The sequence below is a fragment of the Polaribacter sp. YIW18 genome, from assembly GCF_057219325.1.
The window spans coordinates 17,949-37,584 of record NZ_JBXVVE010000014.1; the positions used below are offsets into that span (position 1 = coordinate 17,949).

A 19,636-nucleotide genomic window follows, 5' to 3' on the forward strand; every position below is an offset into this window, starting at 1 on the left:
CTTATTGATTAAAATATTGTAATTGAAATGTACTTTCTAAATAGTTTGCTAAAGCTGTTTGTGCTTCCAGTTCTGATTGAATAGCTTCTTTTATAAGTTGTGTAAACGCTGTGTAATCAATCTCTCCTTCTCTATAGGCAAACAAAGCTCCTGTTTTTTGTTCTTTAATAAGTGGTAATACTTCATTCTTATAAAACAGCCAAGACGTTTTCCATTTTTGGTAATTTTCTTTAGTTTGATTAAATTTAGATTGTACTTCCTTTTGTTTGAACTGCATTTTTGATTCGGCAATTTGTCTATCAATTTTTGCTGTTCTAACTTGTGCTTTTGTTGTACCAGATAAAAACGGTATGGAAATACCAGCTTGATAGGTGTAAAATCCAGAATTTCCATTTACTTTTTGCAAGCCACCTTGAAGGTTGAATTTTGGTAAATTTTCAGCTTTAGCAGCTCTATAGTTTGCTTCTGCTTCTGTGACTTGAAGTTGAGAAATAGTATACAACGGATGTGCTTCTAAACTAAAGGATTCTACATTTATTTCGCTCTCTATATCAATTTCATCTGAAACTGTATAATATTCATCAGAAACTAACCATAGATTTAATTGTTGTAATGCAATAGCATATTCACTTTTTGATTGCATAAATTTATTCTGAATTTGTAAGGCTTGATTTTTGGCAGCCGAATATTCTAACCGCGAAATAGCTTCTACTTCATAATTTAATGCAACTGCTTTTTCAAAATTGGCATAAATAGAATCTAACTCTTTGTATAAATTATACTTCCTTTTACTTTGTAAGGCATTTGCCCACGCCTTTTTAACTTCCAATTCTAAATCTAATTCTGAAAGCTGAAAGGCTTTTTGGGCTAACTGAATACGTTGCTCCTGTAATTTTCTCTTTGGGGAAACACCAAACACGTCTATATTTGATTGACCAACACCTATAGTTGTATAAATACCTGTGCCATTGTTAATTTCTTCGCCACCAGTAAAAATTTGAGTAGTACCAAAATCGAAAGCAGTTCCTTTTAATTGTTGTTGCTTATCAATTTCAAGCTGTCGTTGTTTTAGACTTGGATAGTTTTCTTTAGCCAATTTCACTGCTTCTTGCATTGAAATAAATGGTAACGAATCTTTTATTTGTTGTGCGTTACCTGTTATTGGCAACAAAAACATAAAAGCTACCATAGCAGTAACTGTTATTACTTTTTTGTCAGTTCTAAAATTGAATGATTTGTTTTCTACCCAATGATATAATATAGGTAAAACGAATAATGTTAATAATGTAGAGGTTAATAAACCACCAATTACAACAGTTGCTAAAGGTCGCTGAACTTCTGCACCAGCTGATGCTGAAATTGCCATAGGTAAAAAGCCTAAAACATCTGTAAAAGCTGTTAACATAATAGGTCTAATTCTTCGCTTTGTACCTTCTATTATTCTATCTTTTAGATTGGTTACTCCTTCTTCTTTTAATTCGTTAAGTCCACTAATCATTACTAATCCGTTTAAAACAGCAACACCAAACAGTACAATAAAACCAACACCTGCCGAAATACTAAAAGGCATATCTCGTAACCATAATGCTACAACACCACCAATGGTTGCCATTGGGATAGCGATGTAAATCATTAAGGTTTGTTGTAACGATTTTAGTGCAAAATATATCAGTATAAAAATGAGCAACAAGGCAATAGGTACAACCGTTTGTAAACGGTTACTGGCACGTTCTAAATTTTCAAAAGCACCACCATAACGAATAAAATAACCAGAAGGTAGTTCTAATTGTGCATCTAATTTAGTTTTAATTTCGCCTACCAACGATTTTACATCACGACCTCTTACATTAATACCTACATAAGTTCTTCTATTGGTGTTATCTCTACTTATTTGCATTGGACCTGCTTTGTAACTTACATCAGCTACTTCGCGAAGTGGAATTTGTGCACCAGAAGGTAAGTTGATAAACAAATTTTGCACATCTGTTATGTCTTTACGATTATGAGAACTTAACCTAACCACCAAATCAAATCGTTTTTCTCCTTCAAAAATAGTTCCTGCTATTCCTCCTGCAAAAGCTGATTGCACAATTTGATTTAACGTGTTTATTTGAAGTCCGTATTGTGCCAATTTACTTCTGTTATAAGTAATTGTCATTTGCGGTAAACCAGTTGTAGCTTCCGCTTTCATATCTCCAATACCATCAGTACCTGCAATAATTTTAGATATTTCTTCTGCTTTTTGAGACAATACATTTATATCTTCTCCATAAAGTTTAATAGCTATATCTTCTCTAACACCTTCAAGCAATTCGTTAAAACGCATTTCAATTGGTTGCGTAAACTCATAATTCACACCAGGAATTATTTCCACTGCTTCTTTCATTTTTTCGATGAGTTCATCTTTTGTCTCAACGGTTGTCCATTCACCTTTTGGTTTCAGTATTACAAATACATCTGCTAAATCCATTGGCATTGGATCGGTTGGAATTTCGGCAACACCAATTCGACTTACAATTTTTTCAACTTCTGGAAACTTTGCTTTTACAATTTGTTCAATTTTTGTGGTTGTTTCAATCGTTTCTGTAAGCGAGCTTCCGGGTTTTAAAATGGCGTGAAATGCAATGTCACCTTCATCGAGTTGTGGAATAAATTCGCCACCCATTCTTGTAAACATAAAAACTGCAATACCAAATAAAACAACAGAAACACCAATTATTAATTTTCCTTTCTTTAATGCTTTTTCTAATAGTGGCTGGTATTTACGTTCTACCCAATGCACGAATTTATCGCCATAAGATTTTTTGTCTGACTTTGGCACTCTTAAAATAAGTGCAGACATCATTGGAACGTAGGTTAAACAAAGTGCCATTGCACCAATCATTGCGAAAATAAAGGTCAATGCCATTGGTTTGAACATTTTTCCTTCAATACCTTCTAATGCCAGTATTGGCAGAAATACAATTAAAATAATCAGCTGACCGAAAAAGGCAGCATTCATCATTTTTTTTGAGGCATCTGCCGCAACACTATCACGTTCTTTAGATGTCAATTTCCTTTTCTTTAGGACTTGCGAAGCAATTAGAAAAACGGTGCTTTCTACAATAATCACAGCACCATCGACAATAATTCCAAAATCTATTGCTCCTAAACTCATTAGGTTAGCCCAAACATCAAAAACATTCATTAGTATAAATGCGAATAATAGAGATAATGGAATTGTTGAAGCTACTATTAAACCACCACGCCAATTACCTAATAAGAAAATAAGAACAAATATCACTATTAATGCCCCTTCAATTAGATTGGTAGCAACCGTTGAGGTCGTTTCTGCTATTAATTTGCTTCGGTCTAACAAAGGTTCTATAATGACTCCTTCTGGTAATGACTCTTCAATTTGAGCCATTCGCACTTTTACATTCTCAATAACATCGTTTGAATTAGCGCCTTTAAGCATCATAACCAAACCACCAACTACTTCGCCTTCTCCATCTTGGGTTAAAGCTCCATAACGAATAGCAGCACCAAATTGTACCGTAGCAATGTCGCCAACGGTAATTGGAATATTGTTAGTGTTTTTAACCGTAATCTTTTTAATATCCTCTAAACTACGTACCAAACCTTCGCCACGAATAAAATTGGCTTGATGGTTCTTTTCAATGTATGCTCCGCCAGTATTTTGATTGTTAGCTTCAAGAGCTTCAAAAACATCGGTAATTGTTAAACCAATAGCTTTTAATTCGTTTGGGTCTACAGCAACTTCGTATTGCTTAATTTTTCCACCTATGGCGTTTACCTCAACTACACCTTCTACCATAGCCATTTGACGCTGTACAATCCAATCTTGCATTGTTCGCAAATCAGTAACCGAATATTTGTCTTTATACTCTGGTTTTACTTTAAGTGTGTATTGATAAATTTCTCCTAATCCAGAAGAAATAGGACCCATAGTTGGCTCGCCAAAACCACTCGGAATTTGTTCTTTGACTTCGTTTAGTTTTTCGGCTACTAATTGTCTTGGTAGATATGTTCCCATATCATCGTCAAAAACTATAGTAACCACAGATAAACCAAAACGAGAAATGGAACGGATTTCCTTTACATCAGGCAGGTTGCTCATTGCAACTTCTACAGGGTAGGTTACAAATTGTTCAATATCCTCTGTACCTAAATTGGGGGCTTGCGTAATGACTTGAACTTGGTTATTGGTAATATCTGGAACAGCATCTATTGGTACTTGGGTCATACTCCAAATACCTGCTCCAACAATGGTAAGCGTTAGCAAACCAATAATGAATTTGTTATTGATTGAAAAATCAATGATTTTATTAATCATAGAAAATGTATTAATTCAGTTAAAACCTGCGGTACGAATAGGTGCAACGCTTTTATAGAGCAATGCTTACTTTGAGAAGCATCACGTTAGGATATAGCTATCCTTAAAAAAAAACTGAATTATACTTGAGGGGGTTGAAAAAGAGATTCCAGATATCTGGAAGTGAAGTTTACTTGATGTAAATTATATTGTTTTTTCTCTTCAAATTTTAGTCGATTGGTTAAAGCCAAATTATTGTTCGCAATAATTAATACCAAAGGGTGACAACATTGATTATGAGAATGGACTGGTGTATTCTCCTTATCTGGGTTATGATGATGCTCTACATTTTTAGCATCGCTGCCAATGTAATCTTCAACTACATATTCAAGGAAAGAGTCACCATAAACTTTATGGTCTTGATAATGGGTAATAACGTTTGAAATTTCTTTAATTGGACCACAAAAGTCCATATCTATGCTTATCCCTTGAAAAAAGAATAAAAAAGACATTGAAATGGAAACGAATATTTTCATATAATTTAGACAAATATACAAATTATTGAATGCAATGGTTGTGCAAAAGATAATGAGTTATTTTTTATAAAAACCAAAACGCAGCCTTTGCATCATCAGGTACATCAGTTTTAGGTTAAGTTATAAATGTAGATAAAGTGTAGTGTACAGCATATATTAATGACTGTAATTAAACTTACTGTTTTGATTAATAATATTTCTTGCGCAACCAAAATGAAACCCTAACCAATAGAATTAGAGCAGGAACTTCAACTAAAGGTCCAATTACACCTGCAAATGCTTGTCCTGAATTGAGTCCAAAAACTGCAATTGCAACTGCAATCGCTAATTCAAAATTATTTCCTGCTGCTGTAAATGCAACCGAAGCTGTTTTATCATATTCTGCACCTGTTGCTTTGGTAAAGAAAAAACCAATGATAAACATTAACGTAAAATAGATTAGTAGAGGAACTGAAATAATTAGAACATCCATAGGGATTTCAACGATTAATTCTCCCTTTAACGAGAACATAACCACAATTGTAAATAACAGCGCAATTAAAGTCATTGGTGAAATTGTTGGGATGAATTTCTTTGTGTACCATTCCTCCCCTTTCAATTGCACTAAAATTAGTCTGCTCAATATTCCCAGCACGAATGGAATCCCTAAATAAATTGCCACGCTTTCTGCAATTGTTCCAATGGAAATATCTACAATAGCACCATCAAAACCAAAATACGGTGGAAGAACCGTTATAAAAATCCAAGCATAAAAACTATATGCAAATACTTGAAATATACTATTTAACGCAACCAAACCTGCTCCATATTCGCTACTTCCTTCCGCAAGGTCGTTCCAAACCAAAACCATAGCGATACAACGTGCTAATCCTATCAAAATTAGTCCGACCATATATTCAGGATAATCACGTAAAAATGTAATTGCCAAAACAAACATTAAAACGGGACCAATTATCCAATTTAAAATAAGTGAAATAGAAAGAATTTTTGTGTTTCTGAAAACTTTTGGTAACAACGAATAATTAACCTTTGCCAAAGGTGGGTACATCATTAATATCAAACCGATTGCAATCGGAACATTTGTTGTTCCGCTACTAAATGAATTTATGATGTTTGGAAATGTTGGGATAAAATACCCAAGTCCAACTCCGATTGCCATTGCAACAAATATCCATAACGTTAGATTTTTGTCAAGAAAACTTAATTTTTTTTTATTTGATACCATTTTAGTTTTGTGTTTGGTTTTTAATAGAAAGAAACATAAAAATAAATCCTAAAACTCCTGAAATTACTGGGTATAACCAATTATTTTCTTGCTCTGTATCAAAGAGTTTGAATGTTACAATACAGATGATTCCCAATACTATCATAAGAGCGATATAGACTTTTCTTTTCATAATCTTATTTGATACTTATTTTTGAAAAAACATATTTCATTTCTGTTGCAATTTGCAGACTTCTTTCAATGTATTTTTCTACTTGTTGCGGTGTGTTGTCAAATGCTTTTGGGTCTTCAAAAGTTATTGGAATACGTTTTTCTGCACCTGGAACAAATGGACACGCTTCATTTGCTGAATCGCAAGTCATAATTGCTACAAATTCAGATTTCGGATTAAAATCATCATCTAACTTTTTAGAAAACCCAATAACTGGGTGCTCGTTTTCTGAATACTTTATTGTATATACCGAATTATTGGTGTCTGAAAGTTTAAAGATTTCGAAACCTTGCTTTTTTAAAGTTTCTGCTACCATTGGAAAAAGTGCTGTTGCCTCTGTTCCTCCAGAATAACAAAACACGTTTTTAATATTGAAGTAATTTGCCATTGTCTGTGCCCAAACTTGTGATAAATGACTTCTTCGTGAATTGTGAGTACAGATAAAGTTGATTCTAATTTCTTGTTGGTTTGAAACTTTAGATTGAATAAAATCGGTAAGAGGTTGTAAAACTGCTTTACGTTCGCTCGAAATAGTTTGAGGATTTAATTCTTTGATTACATTTTCTATTTCTGACAATAGGATTGGTTTTGTTGTTGTCATTTTTTATACTTTTCTTATTAGTTAATTACCATTTCTTAAATTTTCAGCAAAAGCATTTGGCAAGATGCTATTTTCTATTGCCAAAGCTGCTTTCTCAATATCATATTCGAATCTAATAAACTCTACATTCACCCCTTTTTCCTTTAAAAGAGTTGTATTATTATTAAATTCTAACACAGCATAACAACCTTCGGTATTGTTATCTTTTGGCTTGCCAACCGATCCAATATTAATGGCGTGTTTATACTTTAAAATACCATTTGAATTCGCATTTAAAACTTTATGAAATGGTTTATGTGTATGACCAAAACATAAAATTTCGACTTTCGAAGTTTCCATCATTTCAACTATTTCATCTTCAGGTCGTTCTTCAAAAATATATTCATTTATAGCATTAGGACTTCCGTGTACTAATAAAATTGTTATTGTTTCATTGTTAAATTTGAATTTTAACCGAATATGTGATGGTAGTGTTTGTAAAAATTGGCGATTTTTTTCTTTTAATAATTGATTCGTAAATTCTTTAGATATTGCTCCATTAGTTAAACCATTAACATCAATTTTTTTATGATTATGAATCATATTTCCAATAGCTTCATCGTGGTTTCCTGCAATAGTTGCAATGCTTCTTTTTCTAATTTCCTCAATAATTTCATTTGGCCAAATATTATAACCAACTAAATCACCTAAACAATACAATGCATCTATTTCTCTTTTTTCAATGTCTAAAAAAAAAGATTTTAAAGCAGGTAAATTTGCGTGAACATCACTAAATAATGCAATTCTCATATCTGATCTTTAGCAACAGTTTCCATCTGGTGAACAACAAGGCTCCTCATTTAGGGTTGATAGTTTTACTTTAGTTTTTTCTATTGGAATTCCGCACTTATCTTTTGCTAAACAGTCGGTTTGTTTGTTGGTTAACAAGAAATTTCTTCCATCAAAATCAAGTCCGAATTTTCCAATTGTATCTGCTTGATATTCTACTTCGATTTCTAAATCTTCTATTTTTAAAACCTTTTCTGAAAGTTCAATGATATTCAATAGCTTTTCGGGATGCAATCTATGGTCGTAGTCATTTGCATTCCAAAGTTGGAAGTTTACGACATCTTCCTTTCTTTCAGTTCCGCCACAATCGATAAAATGTTTTGTGATTTTACCAACTTCTGTAACGTGAAAGTGGTTTGGTACTAATTCTCCGTTTGGTAATTGAAAACCTATAGTTTCCAGTTCTTTTAATGCTGATTTTACTTCTGATAGTTTCATAACTCTATTTGTTTATTGCGATAATACGATTAATTGATTCAAATTTTTTTAACAGCAATCTTGTTTTTCTGTTAAGTCTTGATTTAAAAATTCGTTCATTACCGTTTTCATTGCTTTCCAATTTTCTGTGTGAATACAGTAACAAACACTTGTTCCCTCTACATTCCCTTTAATTAAACCTAAATGCTTTAGTTCTTTTAAATGTTGTGAGATTGTTGGTTGTGCTAATCCAATTTCATTTACCAAATCTCCGCAATAACAAGCGTCTATTTTAAAAAGTTGTTGTAAAATAGCCACTCTTGCAGGATGTCCAAAGACTTTTGCAAAAAGAGCAATTTCATTTTGTTGGTCGGTAAATATCTCGGTTTTTGCTAATCCCATTTTATATTTTATTAATTCATTGCAATATTACGATTAAAAGAAAACAAAGACAAGAAAAAGATACTATTTTTACAAAAACCACAATTTATTTTTTGCATCCTCTGGAACACCATTGTTAAAGCGTGGTGCTATTTGTGCCACCATTTCAGGGTATTTAATGGTGATTGGTACATTTTGTTGGCGTAATGATTTCCAATATAGCCTGCTGAATTGATAGACTTGAGTTAAAAGTTCTAATGCTACATTAGCATCTTCAAACGCATCGTCGTCTGGACTACTCATTTTAATTTTTATTGGAAATGGATAGCCATCTGTATCTGTATAGTATTGTGAATTTGGATAACGTGCATTATTAAATAACAAAAATTGGTTGCTGTCTATACGAATGTATGTACCACTCACTGGCATCAATTTATGATTCCAATTAAGGTCGTAAGCAATAATATCTTCAGATTCTGTTTTGTTGATGTTAAGAATATATAAAGGCACACCTAATTTTAATTGATGCATTCCTTCAATAATAGGCTGTAATTCTTCATATTTCATTTCTTTGTAAAAATGAATGACTACTTTATCTGCTTGAGCTACAGATGTAAAATCTCTAATGGCTTTTAAAATGCTTCCTGCTAATAATTTGGTTTGGTTTTGATTGAAATATTCAAAGTTTCTGAATAGACCGTTATTTTGAAAACTAAAAGCACTTGCTATGTAACGCCTGTTTTCGCCTTGATTGGTAAAGGCTCCTACTCCAATAACTAATTCTTTTTTATCGGTTACTGCTAACTTCCAAGGTGCGCCATCTAATTTAGCGTGTATTGCCAATGCCATATTTTGTAAGGAAAACTGAAAGTTGTATTGATTTTCAATATTTTCACTCATTTTATGATAATCCACTACTTGGGTAATAATACCTTCGTTTAAAAACAATTCCTTTATTTGAATATAAATTTCTCGGTCTTCGGGATCTGGTGTAAACTTATCGAATGGGCTTAAATAAAAAGCAGCATACTTTACATTGTCGTGGTCAAATTTTAGGTTTTCCAGCTTTTGGATGATGTCTGGTAAAGGGTCGTTTTCGTTTGTAAATTCAATAAAATGTTCTTTGGATGTTGATGCTTTTATGTTTACATAATCCTCTATTCCTTTAAAATATTTCTTTTGTGCTGTGACACCAAATTTTAAATTGTTATAAAAACTTTTTACAGCTTCTTTATGTGAGGTGTGGTATATAAAAAAGAATTTAATATTTGGACCTTTAGGACGTCTGTAAGGTGTAAACATATTCATAGCCAATTTAGGCACTAAATGCGTTTTTTTATTCCCATATTGGTCTTTACCAAATTCCAATAAACCTACTTCTGGATTGATGTGGTTAATACGATTACCTGATACTTTTATGTTTTCTGGAGTAACTACATCTACAGAATTATACAAGTCACGAGTAATGGTTCGAATGAAAGATTTAGAACCGTCTGTGTCATTTAAGATTTATAAACCCGAAAATATTAATAAACAAGAATGGGAGGAGTTTTTAAGACTTTATAATTTGTTATCTCTAATATAAATAATGTCAAAAAGTAGACTCTCCAAATCAACATTTATTCGTGGACTTCAATGTGAAAAGTCATTGTATCTCTATAAGCATCAATATAGATTAAAAGATCCTACACCTTCATCACTACAAGCGGTGTTCGACCAAGGAACCAATATTGGTTTATTGGCACAAGAACTATTTCCCAATGGTGCTGATGCGTCTCCTGAAAATCATTTTAAAATGTTTGAATCGGTGAGGAAAACACAGAAGTTTATTTCTCAAGGGGAGTCAATAATTTATGAAGCAACATTCCTGTACAACAACGTTCTTGCTGCATTAGATATATTGGTCAAAGATAATGATGGTTGGAAAGCGTACGAGGTAAAAAGTTCTACTAAGGTTTCGGAGACCTATATCAAGGATGCTGCCATACAATATCATACCATCACAAATTCTGGAGTTGATTTAAAAGACATATCGATTGTTCATATTAATAACCAATACACGAGAGAGGGAGAATTAGATATACATCAATTGTTTACCATTGAATCAGTGTACGATCAAGTTTTAGAGTTTCTCCCACGAATACCAAATGAAGTCAGAAGACTCAAAAATGTGATTGAGAGTTCTGAAATTCCAAATGTAGATATTGGTCCTCATTGTTCTGATCCTTACGATTGTGATTTTAAGGGAACCTGTTGGAAACACATTCCTGACTATTCAGTTTTTAATATTTCAAGACTAAACAAAGACAAGAAATTTGATTTATACAACCAGGGAGTAATCACATTAGATGATATTGATTTAAGTCAAACAGACCTGAATCCAAATCAATTGTTACAGGTTCAATCAGAAGTTAATGGGACCACTCATATTGATATTGAAGAGATAAGAAACTTCACAAATGGATTAATTTATCCTTTATACTTTTTAGATTTTGAAACAATTGGTCCCGCAGTTCCAAAATATAATGGTAGTAGACCATACCAACAATTAGTATTTCAGTATTCACTTCACATTCAAGAGACTTTAACCTCAGTAATAGAACACAGAGAATATCTTGCAGATCCATCTCAAGATCCAAGAATTGGGTTCATAGAACAACTCATTGAGGACTGTGGTACCAGTGGAGACATATTAGTCTACAATATTGGTTTTGAGAGAGGGAAACTAAATGATCTAATCGATGTATTCCCTGAGTTTTCTAATGAGTTGTTAGGGATTGTAAATCGTCTGAAAGATCTAATGATTCCGTTCCAACAGAAATGGTACTATACCCCCGAAATGAAAGGAAGTTATTCAATAAAGTACGTTCTACCTGCACTGGTTCCTGAACTCTCATACAATGATCTTGATATTAAAGAAGGAGGTACAGCATCTAATACTTTTCTTTCGATGGTAAACGGAACATTTGCGGGTGATGTTGAAGAAACAAGAAATCAACTCTTGGAGTACTGTAAGTTAGACACCTTCGCGATGGTCAAAATTCTGGAGAAACTACTACTAATATAAAACTGATTTTCTTTCAAAAAATTGAAAAATTTTATTTTTTAAAAACTCGAGTTTTTACAAAAAAAACCAGAAAAATCTGGAGCGGGGTATTCACCCCCTCTGGAGAAGTCGATTTCACCCTAAATAGAGGGGGGATACGGCAGGGGATGCTGCAGGGAGGGCCCCCACGGGATGATCCTTCACCAATTTTAATCGGCAAAATCCATTAATCACAATAATAGCGTACACTTTAATTTGTGAGTTTTTTTCACAGACTCAAACTCTCATACACCCCCATTACTTCTTTTTCCCTTATTCCGAGGTACCTTTTTGTTATTCCCATTGAAGAGTGACCGAAGAGTTCCATTAACAGAACGATAGACTGGTTACTGTAGTTGTTCAATTTTAGAACTCTATTTCCGAGTGTTTTTCTAAACATGTGGGTAGATACATTTCCATCTACAGATACTTTGTACTTTCTGAATATTTTTTTTAACGAAACGTTCACCCACGATTTGTCAATTGGTTTGGTTCCATACTTGTTTAAAAATATAAACTGATTGTCATCATCTATCAGTTGTTTTCGTTTGACACGAGATATTATTTCGAGTAAATCGTGATTTAATTTTATTCGTCGAGTCTTCTTTGTCTTTTGTTCTATCACAGATAATATGTCTCCCCCCGAAAAGTCTGTATATCTTAATTTAAGTATGTCTCCTATTCGTAACCCCGTGAAAACACCAATTGAAATCAGTAAACAGTATTTATAATTCCCATCTCGTTCTAATTTTCCAATTAGTGATTTAAAATCTTCCCACGGAATTGCACCGGTTGTTGTTCGTTGACCTTGTAATGACATTTTTCAGTTTTTTAGAAATTAACCTGGCTAACATAAGCGCAAAACTTCGATTTTGCAGCATTTTTTAATGAAAGTATAAGATGGGTTCGTTTTTAAATAGGTTAGAAACACTGCAACCTACTGCTGGTAAAGGGATAAGAGTGTTTTGATGAACTTATACTAAACATTAAAGTATAAGCAGACAACTTTTCAAATCTATTTTAGGCAGAATAAAATTCTTGCTGTAGATTTCGGTTATGGAACTCATCGGTTAGTTAATACAATGGATACTTTTTTTACTATTTACTTTATTTTAGTTGGAGGGTTGTTCTTATTGAATCTGATTTATAAAATAATTGTATTTCTGAAGGGTGAAGAGGAAGACTGGCAATTGCAGTTAGCACATGAGGTATTAGATTGGTGCCTCTATCTATATCCAATTCGAAAACAAAAACCACAAATCAATTTAGTTGAAGGAAGTTCTAAACTTGCTGGGGAGTATTGTTTCTATAACAACACAATTACTATTTATAAGGATAACAATGTAATACGCAGAGAACTAATCAATACTGTTATACATGAGTATTTCCATTATTACCTAATCACATCAGAATCTAAATCTAAACTCTACCATGATCAATTGGAACAATTCTCATTGGCGCATCACCCGCAAGAAATTCTTTGCAATACCATGGGGGAAACACTTACAAAACTGTATTTGAAAAATAAATAAAAACGGTCCTTATTTCACAGGAAGGTCAATATCCCAACCAATCGTGCCGATAAGAGTTTAATGTAATACAGTGATCAAAATCAGGGATTCAACAGATGCAATCGAGAATTGTTTTCTACGCCAGTTGGTGCTTTATGGTTTTAAACTTGATTGTTTTTTACGACAAAAAATATCGAATTCATTTAATAAAATCACCTTTTCAGGGTCTAATTCATACTCAGGTGGAATATTTAATTTTTCAATAAAGAAATCCTTTAACACCTCCATATCAGATGGATTAGTAGACCCACAATTTATTAAATAACGATTAAAATATTCATAATTTAGATTATCCTTTCCTTTTAGCATCTTCTTTAAGTTTATTCAATTTATCGACTACAGCTTCGCGAATTAGATCTGAAGTTGTGTATCTATTTTGATTTTCAGTTATAACTGAATCCATCAAATTCTTGAACTGATTCTCCGTTAGTCTGACAATTACCCGTCTTGTTTTTTTCTCTTTCATAACTGTGTTTTTCTATAAATATGTCATACAACTGAAAAAGACATGGAGTCATAAATTATTTTTTGTAGAGGGGTGTAGTTGAGTTTTACCCCCATAAATCATTTAAAGAATCTCTTGTTTTTATATGCCAATTATCAATCCATTTGGGACCCTCAGAGTCAATAATATTATCAGTTAGTACATCACATCCATTTGGTGAAAAGATGTCATCACCAAGTACTATATCGTCTCTACTTGTATAAGTTTCATTAACATCTGTAACCAATTTTTCTAAATCTGCTGGTTCAGAATTTATATGTCTTTTAATTGTGCTAATGGATAACCCTGTTTTTTCTGCAAGTGCTTTCTGAGTGATTTTTAACCCTTGAGATTTTAACTCTTTTTTTGCAGTAATTATCTTTTCGATTGATGTATTACTTCTTCTTTTTCCATTTATTTTACATGCTAAATTTCTTTTTTCTGCGCCTGTTAATTTTGAGTTACTATTGAAATGCACGTACTTGTACTTTTTATTCTTAAATTCATAGTTTTCATCATTTTTAATACTGGAGTAAACGAAAGTAAATAGATCTAAGAGTTTCTTAAATTCCATTGGTGGTTTTCCAAAATAATTATTAATGAAATTAAGGTAAGAAAACAAATAACTTGCCGTTAACTGTGGATTTAAGAAAACCAGTTTATGTATTATAATTGTATAGATACTATGTTTTTTGGTATCTCTTATCTCGCGAGGAAAAGTAACATCCATTTTTTCTGATGCAAATAATTCAACAATTGGATTATTAACCACTACAGGTGTTTTTGTTACAATTTTATCCATAAATTCTTCGAATTCAATATTGGAAAGTGGCTCAATCAATGTATTATTATATTTTTTATTCAATATAGATTGATTGAGCTGTTTTTTAGAAGTGTTTTTTTCTTTACTTAAAGGAATATCAACTGTAATTTCATTCTCATAATTAACGAATGGTTCAGTATCGTATGATAGATACATTGGCCTGCCAAGGTCTTTACATATTACATCAACTTGTTCTTCTTTTAGAATGGTTTCTGTTATAGTATTCCATATATCAAGAAAGTTCTTATTGTCAACTGCATTAGTTAATTTAAAAAATACTGCTATTCCACCAGCACCACTTGAGATACATACTAAAGATACAAGATGACCATATTTTTCAATAAAGTAATGTTTGTATTCTTGTGCGTTAACGACTCCATCAAAATCAAAATATATATAAGAAGATGGTGCAATGAAATTTTTTGTATAATTCTCATCTTCTTTTAAACTACGCTTTTTAACACTGCAGTTTGGAGTAATGTAGTTTAGAAATATTTTCTTTTCCTTATAGGTCTGGTCCCCCTTTAATCTTAGTTCCCTGATCTCATTTATCAGAGATTTTTTAGGGTTGTTTTTAATTAATTTAACTAATTGTGATAAATCAATAGTTTTGCTGGGGATTAGATTAGTAATTCCTTTTTCAAAGTAGCTGAACATTAAAATAATAATCCCCCAAATTTCGATGTGGTGGCATCTACTTTAAGGAGGATAAACATGCTTTATGTGTATTATAATTATCATCCACCAACGATAACCACACGATCTTAAAAGATATAAATCGAATTAAGTATTATTAAAATATAGTAAATAGAATTGACAAAGTCAAATTTGGAAAGAAATATCATTTATTTAAAAAAGTCTCAAATTATTTGGAACCATGTAGAATTATTTTATATCTTTGCATTGATATTTTAATCGAAATGGCAAAAAAAATAATTTATAATTTGACTCCAAACGGACTTAAAAAAAGACAAGAATCTCTTAAAAATTTAGATTTGAAGTCACCTAAAGGGATATATTCTGCACCTCAAAGTGAAATTGAAAAGCTGCCTTCGAATGAGGTATTCGAATATTTAAAATTTAGTAATAGTTGGGGTATTTTCACTCAATTCAAGGATGAGTTAGAGAATGAAAGAAAATTTTTAATACGTGAAGTAGATAAAATCACGGATGTTTCTACTACTAAAATTAAGAGTTCTCAATTTGATATTTATGATGTAATTACTAAACTTCAAATTAGAATTAGTCGCTTCTTGGATTCAATAAATCCAACTTACGATTTTACAATTAACACAACCAATCTTTACCTTAAAAAGGAGGATAGAACTATACAAATACCGTATGAAGTATCAAGAATATACTATATGAATGACGAGGGTTATACTGAAAGAACCATAAAAAGAGTTTTTGGACGTAAAGACTATTCAGATAGTGAAGAAGTTGTGAAGAAGTTGATCATGAAGAATATCGAGGTAGATGGTGTGGAAATTAATAACTCAAAGTTTAGTAATCGTTACATGCCAGATTTGATTGTAACAATCAATGGAGCAAAATGGGTTGTAGAAATTAAACGTAATAAGAGTGACTTTATGAGTACTGCAGTATCATTAGAGTTATGGTCAAAATATAAGTCAACCTATTTTGTGTAGACTTTTTTTAAATTCAAAATACTTGGTCTCAAAAAAACAAAGACTAAGTAATTACTAACGCACCAGAAGGTGCACTAAATTTCATTAAAAATGAACATACGTTTTATGCTACCCCAGCTTTATAGGGGACTTGAAAATCAATTTAATTTAGTTGATTTAAACAGAACCGAGATTGAAAAAAAATCTCCTCAAACCTTAATATTAGATGAATCGTATGATTCTTGCATTATTGGGTTTGATTTAAACACTTCAGCAGTAGTCTATGATTCTCATCTACTAATTGATGAGAAGTGGAGTTATGAAGATGCTGACACTTATAATTTGGATCAGTTTTCAGATGAATGGGCTATTGCTTACGATGAGCAATTTGACATTTTAAATGATGACCAAAAGGGATTGTTAAAAGAAGATGATGCTGATATCATACCCCCAATTTTTACTATTAACACTTTAATATTTTAATCATGAAAAGAAAATTTTTAGAAAGAGCTCATAAAATAGAATTAAAAAAATTAAAAAAAATGAGTTTAAATCCATGGGAGTTTTGTCCATTAACTCCTTTTAAAATTGAAGTTTTATCATCTATTAAAAATGGAAATAACAAAAAATCAAATGCTATACATTTTAATTCTAATATTATTTTAGGTGACACCAAAAATAAAGAAGTTTTGGGAGATGAAATTTTCAACAAATATTATGAAAAAGGATTTACAGATGGAGAAATAGTGGAGCACCATGGTTATATAGACATTACAATGATTAGTGAATTCAGAGTAATACCTGGATATGGACATATATTTTTAACCAATGGAAAAATTATGCCAGTTACTAATTTTATTAAAGTAGCTGCTAATTCTGTAGTAAATAATATTCCAGTATTTTATTACGGAGTTATAGTTGAATTTCACAATTAAAAATAAAATTATGAATAATAAAAATAGTTTAAAATTCATTTTAAAGAATATACATCATATTAAATCTAAAAATACTGATTATACGTTAGAACTTAAAATAAAAGATTTTAAAGGTGAAGAATTGACAAATGAAGTATTTCAAGATTTTAATTTCTTGTTGCATACGATTGAGGCAATATTTAATGAGTTTGACAATGTTTATGAAATCAGGAGTGAGTTCAAATTAAAACCTGAAATTTTAAAAGCATCAGTAATATTAAAAATATTACCAAGGCTTTCAGATAGAATTAGCAACAAAGAAGTCATATTACCATGTGACTTTGAAAGAATTATTCCCAATATTGATTTATTTGATGAAAAATATGGATTAATAATTAAGAGTGATGATGGCAAATCATTAAATCCAATAGTTGACCTTTATATTGAATCAAGCTGTGGCATGCATCTTAATGCAGAAAGTAATAAAGAAATACCTTTTTTGGATTTTCTTGAATTATTTTATCAGGATAAGTCAAAATGGAAATTTAAAAAAAAATCATGATCAAAATACTTGGTCTCAATTAAATAGGACTTTTTAAATGAAACAATCATCACATATTTCATTGTCCGAAGTAGGTCAATACATAAACCGTAAGGACAATCGTTCCATCAAAAAGTGGCTTAGGGATCATCACATCCCAATCCACAAAGACGGTAGGGAATATGTCTTTCGGATACAAGTCGAACATGAAGTCTGGAGACCATTTACCGAAGATTTAGTGAAAAGATATCCAAATTCATGGCAACCACGTTTAGAATCAATCTATGGTGATCAGAAAGAACTATATCAACTTCTTTACCATGATTGTTTGGAATTCGATACTGGATTTGTGCCTTACCAATTTAATCTGGACATTAGCGCTAATAAGGAGCACGAATCCATCTTTCAAGAACTTTATCAATAATGAAATTACCTAATAATTCACATTCTGGAATCAAAATCTACTGTAAAAGATGTAGACAAAATAACACGGGTTGTCGTCACAACGACCACCAAGTGTTCCGGATGTGTTTTATTGATAGAGTTACTGGTAAACACAGAAGTAAATTCCTAAAATCAAAAGTATACGCTGATGCTGTAATTGAAGGAATTGAATTTAGACGGAGAATAGAAAATGGTGTGGAGGAAACGGTTCCTGATCGATCTAAAATGAATATTGCTGAAGCACTCGTTTATTTTGACCAATATCTAAAGGGAGAAACACAATATGCTCATTTAAAAAAAGAGGTTTCAGATAAACATCGTAAGGAGTTAATTAAGTATTGTACGCTTTTTGCTAAATCTTTGAAAAACAACCACAATCTCAGGAAGATGAAACCGGGGGATGTCAGAAATAATGATGTTTCTATTTTCTACAGACAATTGGAGATTAAATACCCTCACCCCAAAACCTTCAACAAGGTTTTAACGAGTATAACTTCTTTCTATAAGTTCTTGATCGAAATCGAAGAGTTAGACATCAAGAATCCTTTTAAAAATTGTATTCGAAAACAAGTGATTAAAGGTGATAATCTAATTTTAACAAAAGATGAGTTTGAGAAAATTATAGCAGCGGTAGAATCAAAGTCATCGTTTCAACAAACAAGAACCAATGGAAGAAGAGATTATGTTTATGAAACTTGGATGGTTAATGCATTTAAACTCTTTCTCCTTATTGGTGGACGAAGAGAGGAAGTACTCAGTCTTAAATGGAGTGATATTATACAAGGCAATAACGGAGTGTTGTTTTTTCAATTTAGAAACCTAAAAGTTGAACGATTGGGGAATAAGAACACTCCAAAGAAGTACTCCCCTATTAATGAGGATCTGATGAAACTTTTAAAAGAAATGGGATATGATCAAATGAAAGGTAAAAATGTCAAACTCATCGATCCTGAGAATACGTATACAATTAATACCATCATGGAGAAAGTTTCTCGATCGTTCACCCATTTTAGAAAATCTGCAGGTATCGAAACTCCTTTTACTCTAAAACATCTGAGAAAAACATACCTTACTTGGGTATTTCATACCATGGGGAGTGATACCAAATTATTGTCATCTCACACTTCAATGAAGATATTAGAAAACCATTACATCAATCCACTTTTATTAAACGTTGAAGAAGAGAAACTAATGAAGGTTAAAGTCTTTGGATAGTCGTATTTTATCTAACACAAGAGTGTAGCACGTATAACACAAATAGAATTATATATTTGTAACTAATTGAAAATGAACCGATAAAAATATGTGAATTTAGGTGGTAAGGAGTGTTATGAGCCCGACGAGCTACCTACTGCTCTATCCCGCGATTTGGACTGCAAATATACAATAGTTTATAACCTTTGCAAGTATTATTTTACTTTTTTTTAAAATCTACTTAGTTAAATAGATATAACCTTTACGCTCTTTCATGTCTCCATTTTTCTTATATTTTAAAATATAAAAGTAAGTTCCTGTTGGTAGCGACTCTGAGCTGTTTACTGTGCCTCTTCCGTTTGATAAACCTTGGAAATATTTCCCATTTTGTCCATATCCTGCAACGTTATACACCTGTACTCCCCAGCGGTTAAAAAT

General features: G+C 31.9%; 20 protein-coding genes. 7 read left to right on the forward strand and 13 right to left on the reverse strand.

Annotated elements, in window-relative coordinates; genetic code table 11:
• Position 1: 1 nt before the first annotated feature.
• From AC2D6T_RS11590 to AC2D6T_RS11630, 9 genes are all read right to left on the reverse strand, one after another.
• Positions 2-4,336 carry a CusA/CzcA family heavy metal efflux RND transporter gene (locus AC2D6T_RS11590; protein WP_484681596.1) on the reverse strand — a complete coding sequence of 1,445 codons (4,335 nt, stop codon included), beginning with the start codon at positions 4,334-4,336 and terminating at the stop codon, positions 2-4.
• 119 nt (positions 4,337-4,455) lie between these two features.
• Positions 4,456-4,851 (reverse strand): hypothetical protein, encoded by a 396-nt coding sequence (locus AC2D6T_RS11595; RefSeq protein ID WP_316940431.1) that lies wholly within the window; start codon positions 4,849-4,851, stop codon positions 4,456-4,458.
• Between the two features lie 187 nt (positions 4,852-5,038).
• Entirely contained in the window at positions 5,039-6,076 is a 1,038-nt protein-coding gene (arsB, locus tag AC2D6T_RS11600) for an ACR3 family arsenite efflux transporter (protein WP_484681597.1), read from the reverse strand.
• Between the two features lies 1 nt (position 6,077).
• Positions 6,078-6,248, reverse strand: coding sequence for a hypothetical protein (locus AC2D6T_RS11605; RefSeq protein WP_484681598.1), 171 nt, complete (start codon positions 6,246-6,248; stop codon positions 6,078-6,080).
• Positions 6,249-6,252: 4 nt separating this feature from the next.
• Positions 6,253-6,888, reverse strand: coding sequence for an arsenate-mycothiol transferase ArsC (locus AC2D6T_RS11610; RefSeq protein WP_484681599.1), 636 nt, complete (start codon positions 6,886-6,888; stop codon positions 6,253-6,255).
• A gap of 21 nt (positions 6,889-6,909) precedes the next feature.
• Positions 6,910-7,677 carry a metallophosphoesterase family protein gene (locus AC2D6T_RS11615; protein ID WP_484681600.1) on the reverse strand — a complete coding sequence of 256 codons (768 nt, stop codon included), beginning with the start codon at positions 7,675-7,677 and terminating at the stop codon, positions 6,910-6,912.
• Positions 7,678-7,686: 9 nt separating this feature from the next.
• On the reverse strand, positions 7,687-8,154 hold the full coding sequence (locus tag AC2D6T_RS11620; RefSeq protein WP_316940427.1) for a DUF6428 family protein: 468 nt from the start codon (positions 8,152-8,154) through the stop codon (positions 7,687-7,689).
• 48 nt (positions 8,155-8,202) lie between these two features.
• Positions 8,203-8,535, reverse strand: coding sequence for an ArsR/SmtB family transcription factor (locus AC2D6T_RS11625; protein WP_484681601.1), 333 nt, complete (start codon positions 8,533-8,535; stop codon positions 8,203-8,205).
• Between the two features lie 69 nt (positions 8,536-8,604).
• Positions 8,605-9,969, reverse strand: coding sequence for a Piwi domain-containing protein (locus tag AC2D6T_RS11630; protein WP_316940425.1), 1,365 nt, complete (start codon positions 9,967-9,969; stop codon positions 8,605-8,607).
• Between the two features lie 133 nt (positions 9,970-10,102).
• Between AC2D6T_RS11630 and AC2D6T_RS11635 the strand changes: the two genes are divergently transcribed.
• On the forward strand, positions 10,103-11,581 hold the full coding sequence (locus tag AC2D6T_RS11635) for a DUF2779 domain-containing protein (protein WP_069674096.1): 1,479 nt from the start codon (positions 10,103-10,105) through the stop codon (positions 11,579-11,581).
• 247 nt (positions 11,582-11,828) lie between these two features.
• On the opposite strand, the gene AC2D6T_RS11640 is transcribed toward AC2D6T_RS11635, so the two are convergent.
• A complete protein-coding gene (locus AC2D6T_RS11640) occupies positions 11,829-12,419 on the reverse strand; it encodes a tyrosine-type recombinase/integrase (protein ID WP_484681602.1) in 591 nt (196 codons plus the stop codon).
• A gap of 262 nt (positions 12,420-12,681) precedes the next feature.
• Between AC2D6T_RS11640 and AC2D6T_RS11645 the strand changes: the two genes are divergently transcribed.
• Positions 12,682-13,131, forward strand: a complete 450-nt coding sequence (locus tag AC2D6T_RS11645; protein ID WP_484681603.1) for a hypothetical protein — start codon at positions 12,682-12,684, stop codon at positions 13,129-13,131.
• A gap of 132 nt (positions 13,132-13,263) precedes the next feature.
• Here AC2D6T_RS11645 and AC2D6T_RS11650 read toward each other — a convergent pair whose 3' ends face one another.
• Both AC2D6T_RS11650 and AC2D6T_RS11655 read right to left on the reverse strand, forming a co-directional pair.
• Positions 13,264-13,479 (reverse strand): hypothetical protein, encoded by a 216-nt coding sequence (locus tag AC2D6T_RS11650; RefSeq protein WP_484681604.1) that lies wholly within the window; start codon positions 13,477-13,479, stop codon positions 13,264-13,266.
• A gap of 242 nt (positions 13,480-13,721) precedes the next feature.
• Positions 13,722-15,134, reverse strand: coding sequence for a winged helix-turn-helix domain-containing protein (locus AC2D6T_RS11655; RefSeq protein WP_484681605.1), 1,413 nt, complete (start codon positions 15,132-15,134; stop codon positions 13,722-13,724).
• A gap of 263 nt (positions 15,135-15,397) precedes the next feature.
• Between AC2D6T_RS11655 and AC2D6T_RS11660 the strand changes: the two genes are divergently transcribed.
• The 5 genes from AC2D6T_RS11660 to AC2D6T_RS11680 all read left to right on the forward strand — a co-directional run bounded on the left by AC2D6T_RS11660 (position 15,398) and on the right by AC2D6T_RS11680 (position 19,219).
• Positions 15,398-16,126, forward strand: coding sequence for a hypothetical protein (locus tag AC2D6T_RS11660; protein WP_101451412.1), 729 nt, complete (start codon positions 15,398-15,400; stop codon positions 16,124-16,126).
• A 105-nt stretch (positions 16,127-16,231) separates the two neighbouring features.
• Entirely contained in the window at positions 16,232-16,588 is a 357-nt protein-coding gene (locus AC2D6T_RS11665; RefSeq protein WP_101451413.1) for a hypothetical protein, read from the forward strand.
• 2 nt (positions 16,589-16,590) lie between these two features.
• Positions 16,591-17,040 carry a hypothetical protein gene (locus AC2D6T_RS11670; protein ID WP_484681606.1) on the forward strand — a complete coding sequence of 150 codons (450 nt, stop codon included), beginning with the start codon at positions 16,591-16,593 and terminating at the stop codon, positions 17,038-17,040.
• 10 nt (positions 17,041-17,050) lie between these two features.
• Positions 17,051-17,581, forward strand: coding sequence for a hypothetical protein (locus tag AC2D6T_RS11675; RefSeq protein WP_484681607.1), 531 nt, complete (start codon positions 17,051-17,053; stop codon positions 17,579-17,581).
• A 402-nt stretch (positions 17,582-17,983) separates the two neighbouring features.
• Complete coding sequence (locus AC2D6T_RS11680) at positions 17,984-19,219, forward strand: tyrosine-type recombinase/integrase (RefSeq protein WP_484681608.1); 1,236 nt, start codon at positions 17,984-17,986, stop codon at positions 19,217-19,219.
• A gap of 216 nt (positions 19,220-19,435) precedes the next feature.
• Here the strand turns inward: AC2D6T_RS11680 and AC2D6T_RS11685 are convergent.
• Positions 19,436-19,636: T9SS type B sorting domain-containing protein (locus tag AC2D6T_RS11685; RefSeq protein ID WP_484680520.1), on the reverse strand; the 201-nt coding region annotated here is incomplete at its 5' end.